General features: G+C 67.4%; 20 protein-coding genes and 1 pseudogene. 14 read left to right on the top strand and 7 right to left on the bottom strand.

Going from position 1 to position 22906, the window contains the following annotated elements; genetic code table 11:
- Positions 1–74: 74 nt before the first annotated feature.
- A complete protein-coding gene (locus tag AC27IO_RS01385; protein WP_284406888.1) occupies positions 75–1229 on the bottom strand; it encodes an L-talarate/galactarate dehydratase in 1155 nt (384 codons plus the stop codon).
- 61 nt (positions 1230–1290) lie between these two features.
- Positions 1291–2250, bottom strand: coding sequence for a Bug family tripartite tricarboxylate transporter substrate binding protein (locus AC27IO_RS01380; RefSeq protein ID WP_498736876.1), 960 nt, complete (start codon positions 2248–2250; stop codon positions 1291–1293).
- Between the two features lie 305 nt (positions 2251–2555).
- Between AC27IO_RS01380 and AC27IO_RS01375 the strand changes: the two genes are divergently transcribed.
- Both AC27IO_RS01375 and AC27IO_RS01370 read left to right on the top strand, forming a co-directional pair.
- Positions 2556–3563, top strand: coding sequence for a LacI family DNA-binding transcriptional regulator (locus tag AC27IO_RS01375; protein WP_498736874.1), 1008 nt, complete (start codon positions 2556–2558; stop codon positions 3561–3563).
- A 120-nt stretch (positions 3564–3683) separates the two neighbouring features.
- The gene (locus AC27IO_RS01370) at positions 3684–4346 is read left to right on the top strand and encodes a TetR/AcrR family transcriptional regulator (RefSeq protein WP_284406886.1); all 663 of its coding nucleotides are present in this window, start codon (positions 3684–3686) and stop codon (positions 4344–4346) included.
- Between the two features lie 24 nt (positions 4347–4370).
- Here the strand turns inward: AC27IO_RS01370 and AC27IO_RS01365 are convergent, their stop codons facing one another.
- On the bottom strand, positions 4371–5138 hold the full coding sequence (locus AC27IO_RS01365) for a DJ-1/PfpI family protein (RefSeq protein ID WP_498736871.1): 768 nt from the start codon (positions 5136–5138) through the stop codon (positions 4371–4373).
- Between AC27IO_RS01365 and AC27IO_RS01360 the strand changes: the two genes are divergently transcribed.
- Positions 5126–5347 (top strand): hypothetical protein, encoded by a 222-nt coding sequence (locus AC27IO_RS01360; RefSeq protein WP_284430898.1) that lies wholly within the window; start codon positions 5126–5128, stop codon positions 5345–5347. The genes AC27IO_RS01365 and AC27IO_RS01360 overlap by 13 nt on opposite strands.
- Before the next feature lie 193 nt (positions 5348–5540).
- Here AC27IO_RS01360 and AC27IO_RS01355 read toward each other — a convergent pair whose 3' ends face one another.
- The 3 genes and pseudogenes from AC27IO_RS01355 to AC27IO_RS01345 form a co-directional block, all read right to left on the bottom strand.
- Positions 5541–7445: a multicopper oxidase family protein gene (locus tag AC27IO_RS01355; protein WP_487088734.1), complete on the bottom strand. Its 1905-nt coding sequence runs from the start codon at positions 7443–7445 to the stop codon at positions 5541–5543.
- A gap of 240 nt (positions 7446–7685) precedes the next feature.
- Positions 7686–8259: pseudogene (locus tag AC27IO_RS01350) on the bottom strand (peroxidase-related enzyme).
- 50 nt (positions 8260–8309) lie between these two features.
- A complete protein-coding gene (locus AC27IO_RS01345; protein WP_284430901.1) occupies positions 8310–9047 on the bottom strand; it encodes an IclR family transcriptional regulator in 738 nt (245 codons plus the stop codon).
- Positions 9048–9260: 213 nt separating this feature from the next.
- Between AC27IO_RS01345 and AC27IO_RS01340 the strand changes: the two genes are divergently transcribed.
- From AC27IO_RS01340 to AC27IO_RS01290, 11 genes are all read left to right on the top strand, one after another.
- Entirely contained in the window at positions 9261–10268 is a 1008-nt protein-coding gene (locus AC27IO_RS01340; protein ID WP_498736868.1) for a Bug family tripartite tricarboxylate transporter substrate binding protein, read from the top strand.
- Positions 10269–10316: 48 nt separating this feature from the next.
- Positions 10317–11225, top strand: a complete 909-nt coding sequence (locus AC27IO_RS01335; protein WP_498736866.1) for an amidohydrolase family protein — start codon at positions 10317–10319, stop codon at positions 11223–11225.
- Between the two features lie 18 nt (positions 11226–11243).
- A complete protein-coding gene (locus AC27IO_RS01330; RefSeq protein ID WP_498736865.1) occupies positions 11244–12263 on the top strand; it encodes a Bug family tripartite tricarboxylate transporter substrate binding protein in 1020 nt (339 codons plus the stop codon).
- Between the two features lie 63 nt (positions 12264–12326).
- Positions 12327–13013, top strand: coding sequence for an RraA family protein (locus tag AC27IO_RS01325; RefSeq protein ID WP_284430905.1), 687 nt, complete (start codon positions 12327–12329; stop codon positions 13011–13013).
- Positions 13010–13948: an NAD(P)-dependent oxidoreductase gene (locus AC27IO_RS01320; RefSeq protein ID WP_498736862.1), complete on the top strand. Its 939-nt coding sequence runs from the start codon at positions 13010–13012 to the stop codon at positions 13946–13948. The genes AC27IO_RS01325 and AC27IO_RS01320 overlap by 4 nt, the downstream gene beginning before the upstream one ends.
- Positions 13949–14137: 189 nt before the next feature.
- Positions 14138–15070, top strand: coding sequence for a tripartite tricarboxylate transporter substrate binding protein (locus AC27IO_RS01315; protein ID WP_498736923.1), 933 nt, complete (start codon positions 14138–14140; stop codon positions 15068–15070).
- Positions 15071–15178: 108 nt separating this feature from the next.
- Positions 15179–16138, top strand: coding sequence for a Bug family tripartite tricarboxylate transporter substrate binding protein (locus tag AC27IO_RS01310; RefSeq protein ID WP_498736860.1), 960 nt, complete (start codon positions 15179–15181; stop codon positions 16136–16138).
- A gap of 8 nt (positions 16139–16146) precedes the next feature.
- A complete protein-coding gene (locus AC27IO_RS01305; RefSeq protein WP_498736858.1) occupies positions 16147–17049 on the top strand; it encodes an amidohydrolase family protein in 903 nt (300 codons plus the stop codon).
- Positions 17050–17122: 73 nt separating this feature from the next.
- A complete protein-coding gene (locus tag AC27IO_RS01300; RefSeq protein ID WP_498736857.1) occupies positions 17123–18052 on the top strand; it encodes an SMP-30/gluconolactonase/LRE family protein in 930 nt (309 codons plus the stop codon).
- A 207-nt stretch (positions 18053–18259) separates the two neighbouring features.
- Positions 18260–20515 (top strand): catalase/peroxidase HPI, encoded by a 2256-nt coding sequence (gene katG / locus AC27IO_RS01295; RefSeq protein ID WP_498736855.1) that lies wholly within the window; start codon positions 18260–18262, stop codon positions 20513–20515.
- Between the two features lie 166 nt (positions 20516–20681).
- Positions 20682–21962: an NAD(P)/FAD-dependent oxidoreductase gene (locus AC27IO_RS01290; protein WP_272569444.1), complete on the top strand. Its 1281-nt coding sequence runs from the start codon at positions 20682–20684 to the stop codon at positions 21960–21962.
- An 81-nt stretch (positions 21963–22043) separates the two neighbouring features.
- Here AC27IO_RS01290 and AC27IO_RS01285 read toward each other — a convergent pair.
- On the bottom strand, positions 22044–22906 hold an 863-nt coding region (locus AC27IO_RS01285), incomplete at its 5' end, for a hypothetical protein (protein ID WP_498736853.1).

Raw genomic sequence — 22906 nt, 5'->3', positions numbered from 1 at the left:
CGGTCGTCGTGGGTGGGGCGATGTTCTGGGGGCTTTGCATGCGGCATGCCGCTCGATTGTCGATGGCGCCGGGCTCACGCGCGGGTGCCGAACTCCGCTGTTTCGCGCGTCCAGCCGCGGGCCTGCTCGCTCAGGCTCAGGCCGAGGCCCGGGCGCGTGGGCACCATCATGCGGCCGTCGCGGATTTCCAGGCGCTCGTTGAACAGCGGCTCGAGCCAGTCGAAGTGTTCGACCCAGGGCTCGGTGGCATAGACCGCGCCCAGGTGCACGTGCAGTTCCATCGCGAAGTGCGGGCCCAGGCTCAAGCCCGCGTGCTCGGCCTGCGCGGCGATCTTGAGGAACGGGGTGATGCCCCCCACGCGGGGTGCATCGGGCATGAGGTAGTCGGCCGCGCGGTGGCGGATCAGCTCGCCGTGTTCGGCCGCGCTGGTGAGCATCTCGCCGGTGGCGATCGGCGTGTCGAACTGGGCGGCGAGCGCGGCGTGGCCTTCGAAGTCATAGGCGTCCAGCGGCTCTTCGATCCACACGAGGTTGAAGGGCTCGAAGACGCGGCACATGCGCTGCGCGGTGGGGCGGTCCCACTGCTGGTTGGCATCGACCATGATGGGCATGGCATCGCCCAGGTGCTTGCGGACCGCCTCCACGCGCTGGATGTCGAGCGCATGGTCGGGCTGGCCCACCTTCAGCTTGATGCCGCCGATGCCCCGCTCGCGCGAGGCGCTGGCGTTGCGCAGCAGCTGGTCCAGCGGCGTGTGCAGGAAGCCGCCCGAGGTGTTGTAGCAGCGCACCGAGTCGCGCTGCGAGCCCAGCAGCTTGGACAGCGACAGGCCCGCGCGGCGCGCCTTGAGGTCGTACAGCGCCACGTCGAAGGCGCCGAGGGCCTGCACCGCCATGCCGCTGCGCCCCACCGACGCGCCGGCCCAGCAGAGCTTGGTCCACAGCCGGGAAATGTCGCTCGGGTCTTCGCCCAGCAGCGCCGGCGCGACCTCCCGGGCGTGCGCGAACTGCCCCGGCCCGCCCGCCCGCTTGGAGTAGCTGAAGCCCAGGCCCCGGTGGCCGTCCTTGCTCTCGATCTCGGCGAACAGCATGGCGATCTCGGTCATGGGCTTTTGCCGTCCGGTCAGCACCTTGGCATCGCTGATGGGGTTGGCCAGGGGCAGGTAGCACGATGAGATGCGGACCCAGGCGATGCTGTCGCTGAAAGAGGAGGGGGACGAGGAAGCGGTCATGGTGCAGTGCAGGTCATTCGGGCAAAACGGGGGGGCAGGCGCCAGGCAGGCAGGGCGAGGGTCAGTCGATCGAAATCCTTCCGGTCTCGATCACCTTCTTCCAGCGGGCGAACTCCTGCTGCTGGAAGGCGGCGAACTGCTCGGGCGTGTTGGTGACCATCTCGAAGCCGATCGACGTGAACTGCTCGCGCACCTTCGGGTCCTTGAGCGCCTCGACGAACGCCGCATGGGCCTTTTCGCGCACGGCGGGTGGCAGCCCCTTGGGTGCGACGATGGCCTGCCAGGAAGCGACCTCGACATTGGGCACGCCCGCTTCGGCCAGCGTGGGCACGTCGGGCAACACCGGCGATCGCTTGGCGCTGGTGATGGCCAGCGCGCGCATCTTGCCGGCCTTGATGTATTGCGACACGGCGTTGATGTTCTGGAACGAGGCATCCACCTGACCGCCGATCAGGTCGGTGTGGGCCGGTGCGCCGCCCTTGTAGGGAATGTGCACGCCCTTGGTGCCCGTCTGCTGCCAGAACAGCTCGGCGGTCAGGTGGTCGCTTGAGCCGTTGCCGGCCGAGGCGAAGCTCATCTTGCCGGGGTTGGCTTTCTCGTAGGCGATGACGTCGGCCACGGTCTTGTGCGGGGAGTTGGCCGGCACCACCAGCACGTTGGGCGACTGCACCGCCACGGTGATCAGGTCGAAACCATGCAGCGCGTCGTACTGCAGGCCCTTGAGCAGGTGCGGCACGATGACCAGCGGCCCCAGGGAGGTCACAAGGAAGGTGTAGCCATCGGGCGCGGCCCGCTGCACGAACGTGGCGCCGATCGTTCCGGTGGCGCCGGGCTTGTTGTCCACCAGGAAGGACTGCTTGAACTTCTCCGTCAACCGGGGCCCCACGGCGCGTGCGACCTGGTCGGTCGAGCCGCCAGGCGGGAAGGGCACGACCAGGGTCACGGGTTTTTCGGGCCAGGACTGTGCCTGGGCGCCGAGAGCCAGAATGCCGAGGGAAATGGCTGCCAGGAATCGTTTCATGATTTGTCTCCTAATGGAAATGCGAACGTTGTCATTTTTGGTTGGAAGGTGAAGCCCCGCCAAAAACACTACAGGATCGACATGTTTTTATGATTTTTTCAGGTGCGCTGTGTGCGCGCATTGGAAATGATATCGTTGTCATTTCCGGTCGGCAAGCTTTTCTGCTGGGGGTTTTCCCCTCGTCCGTGACCGCCGCTGGCGTCCGGGACGTGCTCTGGAATGCAGCGGTGCACTCGCCACGGGCGGTGCCGTGGAATGCGGTATGGTCCTCGTCTTTCGCCCGACCGGTGTGCTCCGAAACCCCCATGAACGCCCCCTCCAACTTCAAGGCGGCCACGCTTCACGACGTGGCCAAGGCCGCTGGCGTGTCGTTGATCACCGCCTCGCGTGCGCTGAGCAATCCGGGGGTGGTGTCCGACAAGACAAAGGCCCGGGTGCAGCAGGCCGTCGAGGCGACGGGCTACATCCCCAACCTGCTGGCGGGTGGGCTCAAGTCCCGCCGCAGCCTGATGGTGGCGGCCGTGGTCCCGGCGCTGTCGGTGTCGCAGTTCCTGCCCACCGTGCAAAGCCTGACGACCACGCTGGCTGCCGAGGGGTACCAGCTCATCCTGGGCCAGACCGCCTACGACGCCGAGCGCGAAGAGGCCGTGCTGAACACCATGATCGGCCGCCAGCCCGACGGGCTGGTGATGACCGGGCTGGTGCAATCGCAGCGCGCGCGCGACCGGCTGCGCCGATCCGGCATTCCCGTGGTGGAAACCTGGGACCTGAGCGACCGCCCCGTGGACATGGTGGTGGGCTTTTCGCACCTGAAAGTGGGCAGCGCGGTGGCGGGGTTCTTTCTGTCCCGGGGCTGGCAGCGCGTGGGAATTGCCACGGGCGGCGATCACCGAGCCATGCTGCGCCGCGAGGGTTTCGTCGCCACCCTGGGACGAGACGTGCCGACCGCCACGGTACCCGCACCCAGCAGCCTGGCGCTGGGGCGAAGGGCCCTGGCGGAGCTGCTGGCGCAGGAGCCGCGGCTGCAGGCCGTGTCGTGCAGTTCGGACACGCTGGCGCATGGCGTGCTCGTCGAGGCCGCAGCCCGCGGGCTGCGGGTGCCGCAGGACCTCGCCATTTGCGGCTTTGGCAATGCCGACTTCAGCGAGCACATGCTGCCTTCGATCACCACTGTGCATGTCGATGGCCCGGAGATCGGCCGGCTGGCGGCGCAACTGGTCATCGACCGTTGCCGGGGCAACGCGGGCCCGCGCACCATCTTCGATCTGGGCTTTCGCCTGATCGAGCGGCAATCGACGGCATCCGCCGGCTGAAGGGGCGGATGGTTGGGGCCAGGTGACGCTGGCACCCTTGCCGCCGCCACCTTTTCTGAGCACCATTCAGTTTCCAGGGCTTGGCCCTGCCGTGCCGCGTCCACCGCTCGAAAGCCGCCTTTGAAGAAATCTCCATCCCCCGACAGTTCCTCCGGCATGCGCCGCCAGCCCACGCAGGCGCGGGCGCGCCAGACCATCGAGGCCATCTTCGGCGCCACCGCCCAGATCGTGGAAAAGGAAGGCGAGGAGGGCGTCACCACCAACAAGGTCGCGCAGGTGGCGGGCTTTTCCATCGGCACGCTCTACCAGTATTTCCCCTCGAAGGAGGCCATCGTGCTGGCCATGGTGGAGCGCGAGCGCAACCGCGTGCAGCAGCAATTGCGCGAGCTGTTGGACGAGGCCGTGGCCCAGCGGCGTGAGGTGCGGGCCGTGCTGCGCGACGTGGTGCGGCTGTTGGTGGCGGCCTTCGGCACCGGCGGCCATTCGCGGGTTCGGCGCGGCATGGTGCGGCTGGGCTGGCGCATCGATCACCACGACCGCGTGACGGCCGCGCTGCGCGAAGGGGCGGAGCGCAATGCCCTGGCGCTGGCCCGCCTGATCGAGGTGGGCGATACCTCGGTGCGCGCTCCCACGCCGGCCATGATGTTCGTTGCCACGCGCGCCATCATGGGCGCCATCCGCAGCGCCGCGCTGGAGGACTCGCCCCTGCTGGGCCAGCCCGCGTTCGAGGACGAACTGGTGCGCATGCTGTGGGGCATGCTGCGCGCCGACGCGGGGGATTAGCGCTCCCCCCTTCTGCTGACGTCGTCAGAGGACTCGGGAAGAAGGCACCGCAGCCTGCTGGGGGTAGAAGATGGGTTGCGCCGGATCGCGGTGCCAGTCGTACTCGGCGGCGAGGGCGGCCGTTTCGGCCACGGCACGGCCAGCCAGGCGAGCAACCAGGTGCCAGGCCATGTCGGTCCCTGCGGACACGCCCGCCGAGGTCACGTACTTGCCCGCATCCACCCAGCGCGAAACGTTGTCCCACAGCACCGCGGGACCGAAGCCCGCCACCCAGCCGAAGGCCTGGTGGTTGGTGGCGGCCGGCCGCCCATCCAGCAGGCCGGATCGCGCCAGGATGGCCGCGCCGGTGCAGACCGAAGTGACCACGGCCACGTGCTGGTCCATGGCCTGCACCCATTGCAGCAAGGCCTGGACGGCTGCGGTGTCCGGGTCCATCAGCAAGGTGCCGACCCCTTGTCCGCCGGGAATCATGAGCAGGTCCAGCGGCTGCTCCAGCGCCTCGTCGCGGAACAGATCCGGCGCCACGCGGGGGCCGTTGAAGCTGGCCACCGGCGCGGGAACCGGCGCAGGGCTGGCACCGCTCGCGGCCGGCCTGCACTCGTTGGAGATCAGCACGATCTCGAACGGCAGGGCCGGCGCGTTGGCATAGGAGGTGCCGATGAAGCGCGCGATGGAAAACGCCTCGATGAAGCCCCACACGTCGAGCGGCTCGAACTGGGGAAACACCAGGATCCCGATGCGTTGGGTGCGTGGAAAGGCCGTGGCGGGTGTGGAACGGGATGCTGCAGGCATGGTCATTTGGTGGGAAAGAGTTCAATGGCAAGGGCGGCTCGCCCGCACTCGTGGGGGATGCCGTCGATGGGACAACCGATCAGCAGGCAGACCGGCTGCCCCGCCGGGGGCAGGGGGGCATCACCTGCCAGGGAGACGAGAAACCGCTGGCTGCGCTGTGGCTGCGCCGCGGTGAAGGCGCGCAGCGGGTGCACCGCGAAGCGCGGTGATCTCCCGTCGGCCAAGCGCGTTCCCGGACGGGCAGATGCGGTCGAGGTTGCCGGTGCATCCTGAAGATCAGGTCTCTCGGGGCATCAGGCCCGAGAACGGGGTGATGGCCGGCGGCGACCGCGGTTTTCAGTGCGTTTCTTTTGCTGATCATGGGGAGGTTCTCCGGTGTCGGGGGGGCGTCGGGCCTTGAGGTCAGTGGTGGCCCTTACTGGCCCCGCCAGCGCCGTCCGGCAATGCCACCCGCACGATCTGCATCATTCCCTGGTCTTCGTGGTCCAGGATGTGGCAGTGCAGCACGTAGTCCCCGATGTAGCGCTGGTAGCGCGTTCGCACGATCAGCGTGTACTTGCCGTTGGGCTTTTCCTTGGTTGCGATGTTCTTCACCCAGAGCGTGTCTTTCCACACGCCCTTGAGCGCGCGGTATTGCGGGTCGACGGTGCCGTCCGCCTTGTCGTCGCCGTCCGGTCCGGACACGTCCTTGCCGTCCGGGTCGAGGATCTTGACGATCTGGAACGGGTTCACATGGATGTGGAACGGGTGGCTCACGAAGTCCGATTGCAGCGTCCATTCATCCACCCCGCCCAAGGTCAGCACGCGGTCGACGCGGTTCGGATCGAAGGGCTTGCCGTTCACCTGGAACTGGATCGGCTGGGCGTTCAGGTCGATGTTGAATGCGAGGGTCTGCGTGCCCGTGACTTCGCTGTCCTGCACGGTGGGGTGGGGCACGAAGCTGGTGAGCTTCAGTCCATCCTTCAATTCAGCGCTGACCTGGGCCCGCACGTCCGAGGGCAGGTTGATGGCGGCAGCGGCGGCGAGTTCCGCTGCGAGGTACGCCGAAATGTTCTGAGGAACGGGATTGCCAGGGGCGACCTTGCTCACGGTGCCCAGCAACTGGCGCGACGGGGGCGCCTGGTTCACGCTGGCCGAAGCGGGCGAGGCGGCGTCGATCACGCAGTAGTCGCCCGCCTCGGGAAACACCATCAAGGTGTCCCAGCGGTAAGCCGGCTGGTACACCGTCTGCGTGCTGGGGATCGCCGCAGCGGTGGTCAGTCCGTCGGCTGCGATCAGGTGCTGGGGCAGCGGGGCGCCCGTGCAATTTTGTTCGATGTAGGCATCGTGCTCGCTGGCGCGCAGCGCCTGTGCGCTGCGAGCGCCCGGCCGCAGCTTGCGGAACTCCAGGTTGATGGTGTCGCGCACGCCGCCATGGATGGTGCGCCAGCGTTCGATCTGCCCAGCCTTCGCGCCCTCGAAGGTGGGCAGCACCTCGCCGTTGATGCTGGTGTAGCGCCCGGAGGCTGGCCAGGACCCGGGGCCGAACTGGTCCTTGTCCTCCTTGTCCACGGCCTTGTAGTGCTCGATGCCACCGACGTCGCCTTCGTTGCAGCGGTAGGTTCCGTCCGGGTTGAACTGGATGCGGTTGTTCTTGTCGCGGCAGGCGTACTGGATCTGCTGCAGCACCAGCACCCGTTCCTTGAACGATTGGCGGGCAGTGGGCCGCAGCAGGGTGTCCACATCGCCCGTCTGCGTGGAGGTGGGCGGCCGGTCGCCGCGGATGACGAGTGCGCCCGCCATGCCGCTGGCCACCTGCAGCGCGGTGGAGCCATGGCGGTGCGTGTGGTACCAGAAGGTGCCGGCGGGATGGTCCGAGGGAATGTTGTACTCGTACTCGAAGCTCACCGTCGGGTTGATGGAGATCAGCACGTTGTCGCCATTGCCTGCCGGGTTCACCCACAGGCCGTGGGTGTGCAGGTTGGTGCCGTTGAAGCAGTGCGGCGTATTGACCCCGCCGGTGAACGTGGTGCAGCTCGGGTCGGGTGGCAACTGGTTGTTCAGGCGGATGCGGATGGTGTCGCCGGGGCGGATCTCCAGCATGGGCGAGACGAAAGGCGCCTTGGGATCGACGCGGGTGCCCTGGTAGCTGCGCAGGCGCACCTTGTCGAAGCGCTGCTCGGCCGGGTTCCAGAGCTTGCCGTCGGTGTAGACGACGTTCAGGTCCAGCGAGGCTTCGTGGGACACGGCGCGCGTGGCCGGGCCCGCTGCCAGCTGGAGCCTGCGAGGCGCCTTGCGCTGCAACTCCAGCAGGGGTGGGTTGGACACCCGCCGCGGGGTGTCTGACTGGGCCTGTGCGGGCAGTGCGGCGGTGCACGCCAACGCAATGGCAAAGGCGGTTGCAGACGCAGACGCGCACGCATTCCGAAACGCGAGTTCCATGGTTTTCCTCCCCCTCTTGCGGGTATTGCAAAGCCGAGGCGGCTGCTGGCTGCAGCTCTTGCCGTGTGATTGCTTTGTCCCAGTATGGCGGAGGCGCCTGGGGCGGGTCAACGCATTTCGAGGGCGCTATTTTTGGCGCGGTACGCGGCCCATCAGATAGAACTCGGGATTGGGCTGCATGCCCGCGAAGCTGGCCATGCGGTTCGACAGGCCGAAGAATGCCGCGATGGCCGCGATGTCCCAGATGTCCTCGTCATCGAAGCCGTGGGCGTGCAGCGCGGGAAAATCCGCTTCCTCGATGGCATGCGACTGGCTGCACACCTTCATCGCGAAGTCGAGCATGGCCCGCTGGCGCGGGCTGATGTCGGCCTTGCGGTAATTGACCGCCACCTGATCGGACACCAGCGGCTTCTTTTCGTAGATGCGCAGGAGGGCACCGTGCGCGACCACGCAGTAGAGGCACTGGTTGGCGGCGCTGGTCGTGGTGACGATCATCTCGCGTTCGCCCTTGGTCAGGCTGCCTTCCTCCTTGAGCATCAAGGCGTCGTGGTAGGCGAAAAAACGCACGCCATTCGGCGGGTCGCCGAGCAAATGCCAGGAACACGTTCGGCACGAAGCCGGCCTTTTCCTGCACTTCGAGAATGCGGGCGCGGATGTCGTCGGGCAGGGCGGCGAGGTCGGGGAAGGGGTAGCGGCTCAAAGGTTGTCTCCGTTGTGTTGTGGCTGGCGCGAATGGTCGCCTGCAACTTATCACGGATGCCACTGGGTCGCGCGCATCCCGGTGGAGGAGGGGGGCGCGGAACTGCCCGCCAGCGCATAGGACAGCCGTGTGGCCGCTGCGGTGACCGTCTTGGCCAGCGCCTGCAGACGGGCTTCGGGCAGGCGTGATTCCGGCCCCGAGATGCACACCGAGCCCATCAGCCGCCAATGCATGCCGAACACGGGCGCCGAGACGGTGGCCACGCCGTGCTCCCGCTCGCCGATGGACCAGTGGTAGCCACGCTGGCGGATGTCTTCGTAGTCCGCACCGGGTTCGCCCGAGAAGGCCAGGATCACGCGGCCCGGCGAGCCCTTGTCGAGCGGCAGGCCTTCACCCATGCGGGCATGGTGGCGCAGCGCCTGTGGGCCTTCCACCCGCACGAGGCAGGTGCGCACGTTGCCTTCACGCACATAGAACGCCGCGCTTTCGCCCGTGGCCTGGGTGAGCTCGCGCAAGGCCGGCTCCAGCACATTCTGCACGTCGAACCCCGCCTGGTAGCGCGCCCCCAGCCAGCCCGCCGCCGGCCCGAGGCGCCAGTCGCCGTCCTCGCGCTGCACCATGAAGCCGGACTGCGCCAGCGTGCGCGCCAGGCGCAGCACGGTGGTCTTGTGCAACCCGCAGCGGCGGCTCAGCTCTGCGAGCGGCAGATGCGATTCGCCCAGGGAGAACGCCTCCAGCAACTGGAGGGCGCGCGTTACGGCGATGACCCCGCCGGTTTCTTTCGCCATGGCTGAAGAGGAGGACCTCGGGGCGGCGGATGCGGCCTCGCCAAGCCCCTGTGACGGTGTGGATGAGGCGTTTGGGTTGCCGCCTATTGCGTTGCTCATGGCGCAATATGTTTCGCTGTATGAAACTATATTGTATGGGTTGAAACGTTTTCGTAAAGTCTTGGCAACGCCTGGGAACAAGGCGCGACAGGCCCATCACAACGGAGACAAAACATGCCAACTTTCTCGCTGACCCGGCGCGCCCTGGGCGCTCCTTTGTCCATCGCCCTGCTGGGCATGGCGGTTCTGGCCTTTTCTGCCGGCACTGCTCAAGCGCAGTCCGGCTACCCGAACAAGCCAATCCGCCTGATCGTGCCGTTCCCGCCCGGCGGCGGCACCGACATGATCGCGCGCACCGTGGCGCAGAAGCTGACCGAGCAGCACAAGTGGAACGTGGTGGTGGACAACCGCCCTGGGGCGGGCGGCAACCTGGGTGTGGATGCCGTGGCCAAGTCGGCGCCCGATGGCTACACGCTGGTGATGGGCCAGACCAGCAACCTGGCCATCAACCCCTCGCTGTATGCCAAGCTGCCCTACGACCCCTTGAAGGATCTGGTCCCGGTGGCGCTGGTGTCGTCGGCCCCCATCGTGATGGCCGCGCCCGCCAACTCGCCTTACAAGACGTTCGCCGATGTGGTCGCCGCCGCCAAGGCTAAGCCGGACGGCATCACGCTGGGTTACTCCGGCAACGGTACCGTCGCCCATCTGGCCGGTGAACTGGCAGAGAACGCCGCCGGCATCAAGTTGCGCCACGTGCCCTACAAGGGCGCGGCCCAGGCGATGACCGACCTGGTGGGCGGGCAGATCGACCTGTACATGTCGGCCGTGCCCACGCTGCTGGGGCAGGTGCGCAATGCCAAGCTGCGTGCGGTGGTGATCACGTCGCTCAAGCGATCCGACCAGTTGCCGCAGACGCCCACGCTGGCCGAGTCGGGCTACAAGGATTTCGAGGCCGCTTCCTGGTATGGCGTGCTGGCCCCGGCCGGCACGCCCGCCCCCATCGTGCAGCAGTTGAACAAGGCCATCAACCAGGCGCTGGCGCAGTCCGACGTGGCTGAAAAGCTCCGCTCCGAAGGCGGTGATGTGCTGGGCGGCACCCCCGAAAAGTTCGGCGCGCTGCTGAAGTCCGAAGTGCCCCGCTGGGCCAAGATCGTCAAGGACTCGGGCGCCAGCCTGGATTGACGCGGCGCCCCGCAACGTTTTATTTCCCACGCCCATCGAGCCCTCGCCATGCACCGCGAAAGCTTTGCCACGCCTGTGCGTTTCTCGGCCGGTAGCGCCGCGCCGCGCACGGTGCTGCCGAAAGACGCCTGCGACTGCCACGTGCATGTCTATGACGGCCGCTTTCCCGCTGCACCGGGCGCCAGACTGCTGCCGCCGGACGCCTCGGCGCAGGACTACCGCGCGCTCCAGCAACGCATCGGCACCGCGCGCACCGTGCTGGTCACACCCTCGACCTATGGCACCGACAACCGCTGCATGCTCGAAGGCCTGGCGGCGCTGGGCCCGCAGGCGCGTGGCGTGGCGGTGATCGACGGCGGCGAGAGCGACGCCCAACTGCAGCACCTGCATGACGCCGGCGTGCGCGGCGCGCGCCTGAACCTGTCGCTCGGCGTATCGGGCACCGTGCAATCGCTGATGCCGCTGGCCTGCCGCATCGCGCCGCTGGGCTGGCACCTGCAATTGCTGATGGCGCCGGATCTGCTGGCGGCGCAGGGCGACGTGCTGCGCCGGCTGCCCGTTCCATTGGTCTTCGACCACTTCGGCCGCATTTCGCCGGCGCAGGCCGGGCAACATCCCGCACACGCGCTGCTGCAGGACCTGCTGCAGCGCGGACAGGCGTGGATCAAGCTGTCCGGCGGCTACATCGTGAGCGAACACCACTCGACCGAAGACCCCGCCCTCGATGCGCTGGCCGCGAGCTACCTGCGCTGCGCGCCCGAGCGCGTGGTCTGGGGCAGCGATTGGCCCCACGCCACCGCATCGTCCGGTGCGCACCCCATGCCGGACGACGCCCGACAGGTGGATCGGCTCGTCGACTGGGCCGGCCAGACCGGCGATGCGGCCATCCTGCATCGCGTGCTGGTGGACAACCCCGCCGCGCTGTACGGCTTCACGCCTCCTTCCTCTTTCGCCTGACCCACAAGAGACAAGCCCATGACCACCTCGATCCCTTCTTCTCCAAAGGCCCGGCTCGCACGCCGCAGCCTGCTGGCCACCGCAGGCGCCGCGCTGCTCGGCCCGCTGCTCCCCTGCCCCGCGCTGGCGCAGGGCGACTGGCCTGCCGGCAAGATCATCACCTGGGTGGTTCCGTACCCGCCGGGCGGCAGCACCGATGTGCTCGGCCGCAATGTGGCGCAGCGCGTCGGCGCAGCGCTGGGCACGAACGTGATCGTGGACAACAAGGCCGGTGCCACGGGCACCATCGGCGCGGCGTTCGTCGCCAAGGCGCCGCCGGATGGCTACACCCTGCTGGGCACCTCCATCGGTCCCCAGGCCATCGCGCCGCACCTCATGGGAAGGCTGCCCTATGACCCGATCGGCGGTTTCGAGCCCGTGATCACCATCGGCACCATTCCGCACATCCTCGTGGTCGGCGCCAACCAGCCGTTCAGGACCTTGGCCGATCTGGTGGCTGCGGCCAAGGCGCAGCCCGGCAAGCTGGCATTCGCCTCCGGCGGCAACGGCACCATCCTGCAGATGCAGGGGGAGTTGCTGCAGCAGCAGTCGGGCGCGCGCTTCATCCACGTGCCTTACAAGGGCGACACCCCGGCGCTGCAGGACACGCTGGCTGAACAGGTTCAATTCATGTTTGCGCCTGCCGCGGCTGCATTGCCGCATGTGCAGGGGGGCAAGCTGCGCGCGCTGGCCGTCACGTCGGCGCAGCGCCTGAAGTCCCTGCCGTCCGTGCCCACCATGGGCGAAGTCGGCATGAAAGACTTTGTCGTCGAGCAGTGGCAGGCCGTGTTTGCACCAGCCAAGACCCCCGCCGCCATCGTGCAGCGCCTGAACCAGGAGATCGGCAACGCGCTGAAGGACCCGGGCGTGGTCGCGCTGGCCGACAAGCTGGGCGTCACGCTGGTCGGCGGCACGCCCCGGCAACTGGGCGATCTGCAGAAGGCCGACTCCGCCAAGTGGGCCAAGGTCATCCAGGACGGAAACATCAAGGCCGAGTGAGGTCGCTGCAGGCCAGTGTTTTCTTCCGTTTTTCTATTTCTTCCCAACCCCACTGGAACCACCATGAGCCAACTCCCAGAAGTCATCCGTGACATTGAGCGCGTCAGCGCCGAGGTCGTCGCCAAGGCCGCGACCTTCCAGGCCGCCATCCTGTCCGATGTGGCAGGACGCCGCGGCACCATGCATGCCCGCGTGGCGCCCGTCCACCAGGACATGAAGGTGGCCGGTCCCGCCTTCACGGTCGAAGTGCGCCCGGGCGACAACCTGATGATCCACGCGGCCATCGCGCTGGCGAAACCGGGCGATGTGCTGGTCATTGACGGCAAGGGCGACCAGACCGCCGCGCTCATGGGCACGCTGATGCTCAGCGCCTGCAAGAAGATCGGCCTGGCCGGCGTGATCGTGGACGGTGCGATCCGCGACAAGCTGGAACTGCTGGAACTCGGTTTTCCGGTGTTCAGCGCTGGTTTCAATCCTGCCGGCCCCACCAAGTACGTGCCGGGCCGCATCAACCATCCCATCTCGGCCGGCGGCGCAGTGGTGAACCCGGGCGACCTGGTGGTGGGCGATGCCGATGGCGTGGTGGTCATCGAGCGTGCCAAGGCGCCCGCCATGATGGCGCTGGCCGACAAGAAGGTGGCCGATGAGGCCGCGCGCATCGAGGCGATTGCCCGTGGCGATACGGCCTCCAAATGGCTGCCCGCCGCGCTGCGCGCCGCCGGCGTGCTGAAGGAAGGGGAATCGCTGTGAGCGCCATCCTCGTGACCGGCGCCGATCTGGCGCAGCAGGCACTCGATCTGCTTCAGGATTTCGAGATCGTCTATGCCGGCAAGACACCCACCGAAGACGACCTGGTGGCGCTGTGTCGGCAGCATGACCCGGTGGCCATCATCGTGCGCTACGGCAAGGTGGGCGCCGCCGTGATGGACGCGGCGCCATCGCTCAAGGTGATCTCCAAGCACGGCAGCGGCACCGATACCATCGACAAGGTGGCCGCCAAGGCCCGTGGCGTAGAGGTCGTGGCCGCTGCAGGTGCCAACGCCGCGGCGGTGGCCGAGCAGGCGCTGGCCCTGTTGCTGGCCTGTGCCAAGTCGGTGGTGCAACTCGATGCCCGCATGCACGCCGGCCACTGGGACAAGGCCACGCACAAGAGCCTGGAACTGGGTGGGCGCACGGTGGGCCTCGTGGGCCTGGGCGCCATTGGCCTGCGCTTCGCCAGGATGGCCGATGCACTGGGCATGCGCGTGATCGGCTTCGATCCCTTCGCCAAGGACCTGCCGGCCTTCGTGCAGAGCGTGGACCTGGCGACGATCTGGCGCGAGTCCGACGCGATTTCGCTGCACTGCCCGCTGACCGACGATAACCGCGGCATGCTGAATGCCGCCACGCTGGCACAGTGCAAGCGCGGCGTGATCGTGGTGAACACCGCGCGTGGCGGACTCGTCGACGAAGCTGCCCTGCTGGCTGCCGTGCGATCGGGCCAGATGATGGCGGCGGGCCTGGACAGCTTCGCCGTGGAGCCCATGGTGGCCAACCACCCGTTCCAGGGCGAGCCACGCTTCATCCTGAGCCCGCACATCGGCGGCGTGACGGGCGATGCCTACGTGAACATGGGCGTGGGGGCTGCCAAGAACCTGCTGGAGGTGTTGGCCCGCGCCCCGGCTGCCGTTGCCGCAGCCTCGTAGCCAAGACCCGAGGCTGGGCACGCCAGCGTTGCGTGTCCGCTTTTCCCCGACCGGTGTGGGATGCCGGTTGCGCCAGAACAAGAAGCCGCCGCCAGTGCGGCCCCTGACAGGAGACATTCAATGAGCGAGAGTTTCGAAACCAGAAGGCTGGCAGCGCCGGTGCGCAAGGCGCTGGCGGTTGCGCTGTGCATGGTGTCCGCCACCTGTTTCGCGCAGGCCGGTGGCTATCCTTCCAAGCCCGTGAAGCTGGTGGTGGGATTTGCGGCAGGCGGCCCCACCGACGTGGTGGCCAGGGCGTTTGCTGACCACGCCAGCCGCGCGCTGGGCCAGCCATTCATCATCGACAACAAGCCGGGTGCCAACACCATCCTGGCTGCACAGGCGGTGGCCAGCGCGCCGGCCGATGGCTACACGCTGCTGTTCGGTGCGACCAACCACACGATGATTCCCGGGCTGTACAGCAACCGGGTGAAGTTCGATGCGGTGCGCTCCTTCCGTCCGCTGTGCACGGTGGCGACCAGCCCGACGGTGCTGGTGGTCGGGCCGGGCTTGCCGATGAAGTCGTTGGCCGACTACATGGCCAAGGCCCGCAAGGAGCCCGGCCGCATCACTGCCGGAACGGCTGGCATCGGCAGCTCGGGCCACTTCGCGACCGAGATGTTCGCCCGCGCCAATGGCCTGCAGCTCAACCATGTGCCTTACAAAGGCGCCGCACCGGTGGTGACGGACCTGATGGGCGGCCAGCTCGACAGCTCCTTCGCCACGCTGGGCTCGGTCCTGCCGCAGATCCGCAGCGGCAAGCTGGCGGCGTTGGCGGTGGCGTCTCCACAGCGTTCCGGCCTGCTGCCCGACGTCGCCACCTTCGCGGAATCGGGGGGTGGCAACTACTCGGCCGACGCATGGTACGGCGTGCTGGCGCCCGCCGGCGTTCCCGAGCCGGCCGCGCAGGCGCTGGAACGCGTGGCCGCTGACTTCGCCAAGAGCGAGGCTGCTGCCGAAAAGCTGCGTGGCCTGGGGTTGGACGCCGAGTCGACCTGCGGCGCTGCCTTCTTGGCGCGGGTCGGGCGTGAAGTGGCCACCTATACGCAGATTGCCCTCGACCTGAATCTCAAGGCCGACTGACCACCGGCGTGCCTTCCAACGCAACTGTCCAGGGCCCGGGCCGCGGGGCTCGCGGCGGGTTGCGGTTGCTTTTTCTCTGTCGCTTTGCCATTCGAACCAGGAGACTCCATGCGTGCTTTTGTCATCTCCCCTCTGATCGCCGCCTGCGCCCTTGCCGCCACCGTGGCACATGCCGCTTTCCCGGACCGCCCGATCACGATCGTCGTGCCCTACGCCCCCGGCGGTGCTGCCGATGCCGTGGCCCGTGTGCTGGCCACGCGCATGGGCGCCCGGCTGGGTGCCAGCGTGATCGTGGACAACAAGGCCGGCGCCAGCGGCACGATCGGCGCGAGCTATGTGGCCAAGGCCACTGCCGACGGCTACACCATGCTGTACGACGCCACGCCGTATTCCATCAATCCGCACCTGTTCCCCAAGATGCCTTACGCCAGCACGGCGTTGCAGCCGCTGTCCCTGGTACTGCTGGCTCCGAACGCGCTGATCGTGAAAGCCGACTCGCCCTTCAAAAACGTGAATGACCTGATCGCCAAGGCGAAAGCCGAGCCTGGCAAGCTGAACTTCGCGTCGGGCGGCAGCGGCACCGTGCAGCGGCTGGCGGCGGAGCTGTTCCGCCAGAAGCTGCAATTGGACATGGTGCACGTGCCCTACAAGAGTGGTGGCCCCGCCATTGCCGATGTGATGGGCGGGCAGGTGGACTTCATGTTCGGCACCATCGCGGCCTCGTACCCGCTGGTGTCGGGCGGCAAACTGCGTGCACTGGCGGTATCGGCCCCAGAGCGGTCCAAGCGCCTGCCCGATGTGCCCACGGTGGCCGAGACCGTCATTCCCGGCTATGAGGCCTATGAATGGAACGGCGTGTTCCTGCCTGCGGGCACGCCCGAGCCGGTGGCCGCCAAGCTGCAGCAGGCACTGGTCGAGGTACTGAAGGAAGACGAGGTGAAGCAGCGCCTCGCGGATCTGGGCGCCCAGGCGATCGGTTCCACGCCCGCGGAGTTCGTCACCTTCCTCAAGAAGGAAGACGCCAAGTGGGGCGAGGTGGTACGCAAAGGCGACATCAAACTGGACTGACGGGCACCATGCACCTGCCTGCGATTCCCGCACCAGTGCCGCATTCCATGGGCGTGAGCCGCCCGTTGCGCTTGCTGCCCGCGATGGCATGCGACAGCCACATGCACATTTTCGATCCGCGTTTTGCACCGTCGGTGCACTGGAAGCGCTTGCCCCCCGATGCACCGGTGGCTGCCTACCGTCGGCTGCAGCAGCGCCTGGGCACGGCGCGTTCGGTGGTGGTGACGCCTTCCACCTATGGCACGGACAACGCCTGCACGCTGGATGCCCTGAAGCAGCTCGGCGACATCGCGAGGGGCGTGGCGGTCGTGGGCACGAACGTGAGCGATGACGAGCTGGAACACCTGGCCGCGCGCCGCGTGTGCGGCCTGCGGGTGAACTTCGTATCGCCGCAGTCCTGGGGTGCGACCACGCCCGAGATGCTCACCACGCTGGCGAGCCGGGTCGCGCGCCATCCGCACTGTGGTGGCTGGCACATCCAGGTCTTCGCGGATGCGGAGCAGATCGTCGCACTGCGGCCGGTGCTGCAGGCGTTGCCCGTGCCGCTGGTGATCGACCATCTGGGCCGCATCGACCCGGCGGAAGGCCCGTCCGCGCAGGCCTACGGCGTGCTGCGCAGGCTGCTCGACGGGGGCAACACCTGGGTCAAGCTCTCCGGCGCCTACATGCGTTCCACGGTGCGAGGCCCGAGTTACGCCGACACGCTGCCTCTGGGCCGCGCGCTGGTGCAGGCCGTGCCCGAGCGGCTGGTATGGGGCAGCGACTGGCCCCACACCACCGAGCCGCCCGGCACGGTGAACGATGCCGATCTGGTGGATCTGCTGCAAGCCTGGACAGGGTCCCATCCCATGGCAATGGACCGCATCCTGGTGGACAACCCTGCGCAGCTGTACGGGTTCGAAGCCGTCTGAAAATCGCATTCCGTTTCCCGCCCTGGCCCAGGATTTCGCCGGGACGGGCCCTTCTTCAAAGAAAGCCGATCCCATGTTCTTGCTACAGGCCCCACAGGTTCGTGAACTGGAGCCGTTCACCTCGTTGCCCGATGCGTTCCGGCGCCCGGCGCGCAGCGCATGGGCCGATGCCAACCGCGGCGGCACCATCACCGATTCATTCCTCGAAGGCCCGGTGTTCGATACCGCCGGCCACCTGTACGTGACCGACATTCCATGGGGGCGCATCTTCCGCATCGACCCGCAGGGCGGCTGGAGCCTGGTCGCCGAGTACGACGGCGAACCCAATGGCATGAAGTTCCTGGACGCCGGCACGTTGCTCATCACCGATTACAAGAACGGCCTGGTGCGACTGGATGTGGCGAGCGGCACCATCACGCCTTACCTGGAGCGTCGCAACAGCGAGCGCTTCAAGGGCGTGAACGATCTGGTGTTCGATGCCGAAGGCAACCTGTACTTCACCGACCAGGGGCAAAGCGGCCTGCACGACCCGTCGGGCCGCCTGTACCGCCTGCGTCCGAACGGCCAGCTCGATCTGCTGCTGAACAATGTCCCCAGTCCCAACGGCGTGGCACTGTCGCCGGATGGCCGCGTGCTTTACCTGGCCGTGACGCGTGGCAACTGCGTGTGGCGCGTCCCGCTGTTGCCCGATGGGAGCGTGGCCAAGGTGAGCCAGTTCTTCACCTCCTACGGCCCGAGCGGCCCGGACGGACTGGCGGTGGATGCACTGGGCCGTTTGCTCGTGGCCAATCCCGGTCTTGGCTGGGTCTGGGTACTCAATGGCCGGGCCGAGCCGGTGCAGGTGCTGCGCGGTGTGCCGGGAAGCTCCACCACCAACATGGCGTTCGGCGGAGCCGACCTGGCCAAGCTTTATGTGACCGACTCCACCCACGGGCGCATCCTGTGTACCAGCATGGACGCACCGGGGCTGCCACTGCACGCGGACGCAGCGCGCGGCGGCTGATCTGACAGAGCCAGGAGGCGGGGCAGGGCGTGCAGTGGAGTGCAGTGAAAAAACATGCGGCGCCCGCTTGCCGCGCGCTCTTTGATGAGGAGTCGGTCATGGCTGATCATTTCGAAAAACTATTCCAGGCATGTGATTAATTGCCTTTTCCGGCGGGAGTCTTTTCTCTAGCATTCACCCATCAATCAGCCGCAAGAGGAATGCCCCATGAGCCAAGAGACCAAGTGCCCGTTCCATGCCGCCGCCGTCAATGGTGGAACCCTCAACAAGGACTGGTGGCCCAACCAGTTGCGCGTGGACCTGCTGCACCAGCATTCGTCCAAGTCCGACCCCCTGGGCGGCAGCTTCAACTACGCCGAAGAGTTCAAGAAGCTCGACTACGAAGCCCTGAAGAAAGACCTGCGCGCGCTCATGACCGACTCGCAGGACTGGTGGCCGGCCGACTTCGGACACTACGGCCCGCAGTTCATCCGCATGGCGTGGCACGCCGCCGGCACCTACCGCACAGGCGACGGCCGTGGCGGTGCGGGCCGTGGGCAGCAGCGCTTCGCGCCGCTCAACAGCTGGCCCGATAACGTCAACATCGACAAGTCGCGCCGCCTGCTCTGGCCCATCAAGCAAAAATACGGTCAAAAAATTTCCTGGGCCGACCTGCTGGTGCTGACCGGCAACGTCGCGCTGGAAACCATGGGCTTTCGGACCTTCGGCTTCGCCGGCGGCCGTGAAGACACGTGGGAGCCTGACCTGGACGTGTACTGGGGCAGCGAGAAGACGTGGCTGGGCGGCGATGCCCGCTATGGCAAGGGTACCCCCGGCGACGGCACCTTGGTGGCCGACCCCGCCATGCATGGCCAGGAAACCGACCGCACGGACAGCCAGGGGCGGAACCTGGAGAACCCCCTCGCCGCGGTCCAGATGGGCCTGATCTATGTGAACCCGGAAGGCCCCGAAGGCAATCCCGACCCGATCGCCGCTGCGCACGACATCCGAGAAACGTTCGGCCGCATGGCGATGGACGACGAGGAAACCGTGGCCCTGATCGCCGGCGGCCACACCTTCGGCAAGACCCATGGGGCTGGCGCGGCCGACCATGTGGGGGCCGAGCCCGAAGCCGCAGGCATCGAGCAGCAGGGCCTGGGCTGGGCCAGCAGCTTCGGCTCCGGCAAGGCCGGCGATGCGATCACCAGCGGCCTGGAAGTGACCTGGACCACCACGCCTGCGCAGTGGAGCAACAACTTCTTCGAGAACCTGTTCAACTACGAATGGGAACTCACCAAGAGCCCGGCCGGCGCGCATCAATGGCAGGCCAAGAACGCCGAAGCCATCATTCCCGACGCGCACGACCCCACCAAGAAGCGCCTGCCGACCATGCTGACCACCGACCTGTCACTGCGCATGGACCCAGCCTACGAAAAAATCTCGCGCCGGTTCCTGGACAACCCCCAGGCCTTCGCCGAAGCCTTTGCACGGGCCTGGTTCAAGCTCACGCACCGTGACATGGGGCCGCGCGCCCGCTACCTCGGCCCCGAAGTGCCGAAGGAAGTGCTGATCTGGCAAGACCCCGTTCCCGCGGTGGACCATCCGCTGGTCGAGGCGTCCGATGTGGCGGCCCTCAAGGCACAGGTCCTGGCCTCCGGCCTGTCGGTGTCCGAACTGGTGGGTACGGCCTGGGCTTCGGCATCCACCTTCCGCGGTTCGGACAAGCGCGGCGGGGCCAATGGCGCCCGCATCCGCCTGGCGCCGCAAAAGGACTGGGACGTCAACCAGCCGGCGCAACTGGCCCGGGTGCTCCAGGTGCTTGAAGGCATCCAGAGCGACTTCCATCGCGGCGCCGCAGGGGGCAAGCGCATCTCGCTGGCCGACCTGATCGTGCTGGCAGGTGCGGCGGGCGTGGAGCAGGCGGCCAAGAGCGCGGGCGTCGAGGTGACGGTACCGTTCTCCCCGGGCCGCACCGATGCGCGGCAGGACCAGACCGACGTGGAATCGTTCGCAGTGCTCGAGCCCGTGGCAGACGGTTTCCGCAATTACCAAAAGCGCCGCTACAGCGTGCCTGCCGAGGTGCTGCTGATCGAAAAGGCCCAGCTGCTGACGTTGACTGCGCCCGAGCTGACGGTACTGATCGGCGGGCTGCGTGCGATCAACATCAATGCCAACGGAACCCGCCACGGTGTCCTGACCGCAACGCCTGGCGCGCTCACCAACGACTTCTTCGTCAACCTGCTCGACATGGGCACAGAGTGGAAGGCATCGGCCCAGGACGCCGGGGTGTTCGAAGGCCGCGACCGCAAGACCGGCGAGGTCAAGTGGACCGGCACGCGCGTGGACCTCGTGTTCGGCTCCAACGCCCTGCTGAGGGCGCAGGCCGAGGTGTATGCCGGGGCGGACGCCAAACGCAAGTTCGTGGACGACTTCGTTGCGGCCTGGACCAAGGTCACCGAACTCGATCGCTTCGATCTGGCCTGACCTGCCGCGTCGGCTCTGCTGAGCCGGCGCGCTTTCTCCGGGAAAAGCCCGCGGCTTCGACGCCGCGGGCTTTTTCGCATCCGCGTGCGGCAAAGGAGCCCTTTTGGGCGCGGGGAAGGCCCGTGCGCCCTAAACTTGCTGCATCGCACAAAAAGCGGGAGATGGAATGCATTTCGACATCGTGATCGTTGGCGGCGGCGCGGGCGGCCTGGAATTGGCGGCACGCCTCGGGCGGGGCCTGGGGCCCCGGGTAGGGCGGGAAAAGGTGCTGCTGGTCGACCGCAGCCCGTTCCACATCTGGAAGCCCACGCTGCACGAGGTGGCCGCCGGCACGCTCGATGCGCACCAGGAAGGGCTGTCCTACACCGTGCTGGCCCGGCGCAACCATTTCAGTTTTGCCATGGGCGAGATGGCGGCCCTCGACACCGAGCGCAAAGGCATCACCTTGTCGGAGATTCGCGATGCGCAGGGTGAAGCCGTGGTGCCCCGGCGCACCGTGAGCTACACGCGCCTGGTGCTGGCGATCGGCAGCGGCTCCAATGCCTTCGGCACGCCTGGCGTGGAGCACGCGTACCTGCTGGAGAACGTGCGCGATGCGCAGCGTTTCCATGCCGACTGGCTGGCCGCGTGCGCCCGTGCTTCTTTCTCCGAGAGCCGTGCGCTGGGCGTGGCCATCGTGGGCGGTGGGGCGACCGGCGTGGAACTGTCGGCCGAACTGCTGGAGGCCCATGCCGAACTTCAGGAAAGCATGGGCGATGGCCAGCGCTTTCGGCTCGACATCACGCTGGTGGAAGGCGGCCCGCGCATCCTGGGCGGCCTGCCCGAAAAGATCTCGGCCCAGGCCCGGCTGGCGCTGGAGCGCAAGCAGGTCAACGTGCGCACCGGCACGCGTGTGACCGAGGTGCGCCGTGGCGCGCTGGTCACCTCCGAAGGCAGCATTCCCGCCGAAATGATCGTGTGGGCCGCGGGCATCAAGGCTGCTGATGCCAATGCCCGCATGGGGCTGGCCGTGAACGGTCTGAACCAGTTCGTGGTGGACGACCGCCTGCGCACCTCGGTGCCCGGCGTCTATGCATTCGGCGACTGCGCCGCCTGCCCGTGGGAGGGAGGCAAGACCGTTCCGGCGCGGGCCCAGGCCGCGCACCAGCAAGCCGACTACCTGGCCAAGGTGCTCGGCGCGATGCTGCGCGAGCGCGAAGTGACCGAGGCGTTCGTGTACCGCGACTTCGGCTCGCTGGTGTCGCTGGGCGATAACAAGGGCGTGGGCAACCTCATGGGCGGCCTGATGGGACGCAACTTCTTCGTGGAAGGCCTCATCGCGAAGTGGATGTACATCTCCTTGCACTTGAATCACCACCGGGCCATCCTGGGCCTGGGCAAGACGGCTGTGCTCGCCCTGGCGCGGCTGCTGCAGCAGCGCGTGTCCGGACGGCTGAAGCTTCACTGAGCGCGTGGCTGCAAGGAGCTGGGCAGGCATGCCGGTTCCGACCCGGCCGCCCGCCACCGTCCTGCGGCCCGCTTGCGCGCCTTACTTGGGGGTATAGGTGATCTTCGTTACCTCGTAAGTCGAGGGCCTGCCGTTGGAGCTGGACGTGGCGATCTTGATCGTCCGGCCCTGGTAAGGGCCTTCTGCGACCACCCAGGTCTGGAAGTTGGCCACGACGCGCCCGGTCGGCCCCACCGTGACGAAGTCGTTGTTGAATTTGCAGACGTTGAAGGTACCCATGGCGGTCTGCAGCGACTCCCTGCCCACGTACGTGAACTGGTCTTCCACGGTTTCCGAATAGGAGCTGGGCGCCGAGCCCGCCTTGGGCACGATCGTGAACTGGTTCTTGTGGTCCCGCTGGACGGTCTGGCCGGGCTGCATGTCCAGGGGCGTGGACACGGGTGGATCGTAGACCTGCGTCAGTACCTGGGTGGACGTGTCGGAGACGACGCCATACGCCAGTTCGCTGCTGGCCGTGCGGTCGCGGAACAGCCGGTTGTTGCCCAGGGAACCGGTGGACTGCGGCGTGAACATGACCGGTTTCGCGCCGGCGAAATCCTGCCGGCCTCCGGTCGTCGTCGTGCTGGTGGTGGTGAGGTCGGGTTGCCCGTCCATCTTCGTGAGTCCCTCTTCGACGAGCACGGTTCCCTCGTTGAAGTCCGCCGCGTTGTAGCAGGCGGCGGAGCTGCTGCCCGAAGGTGCGGGGGCTGGAGTGGGGGCCGGTGCCGGAGCGGGTGATGGTGTCGGCGATGGCGATGGCGATGGCGATGGCGATGGCGATGGGGATGGGGCTGGCGTGGGCGCTGGAGCTGGGGTGCCGCCGGGCGGCGTGGTCACATCGCCCCCACCTCCACCACCGCCGCATGCGGTCAGGGAGGCGGCGGTCAATGCGGCGAGGGCTGCGA

The organism is Acidovorax sp. KNOB132, from assembly GCF_057541515.1.
Note: the sequence above shows the minus strand (reverse complement) of the source record. Positions and strands in the feature narration are given on the sequence as shown.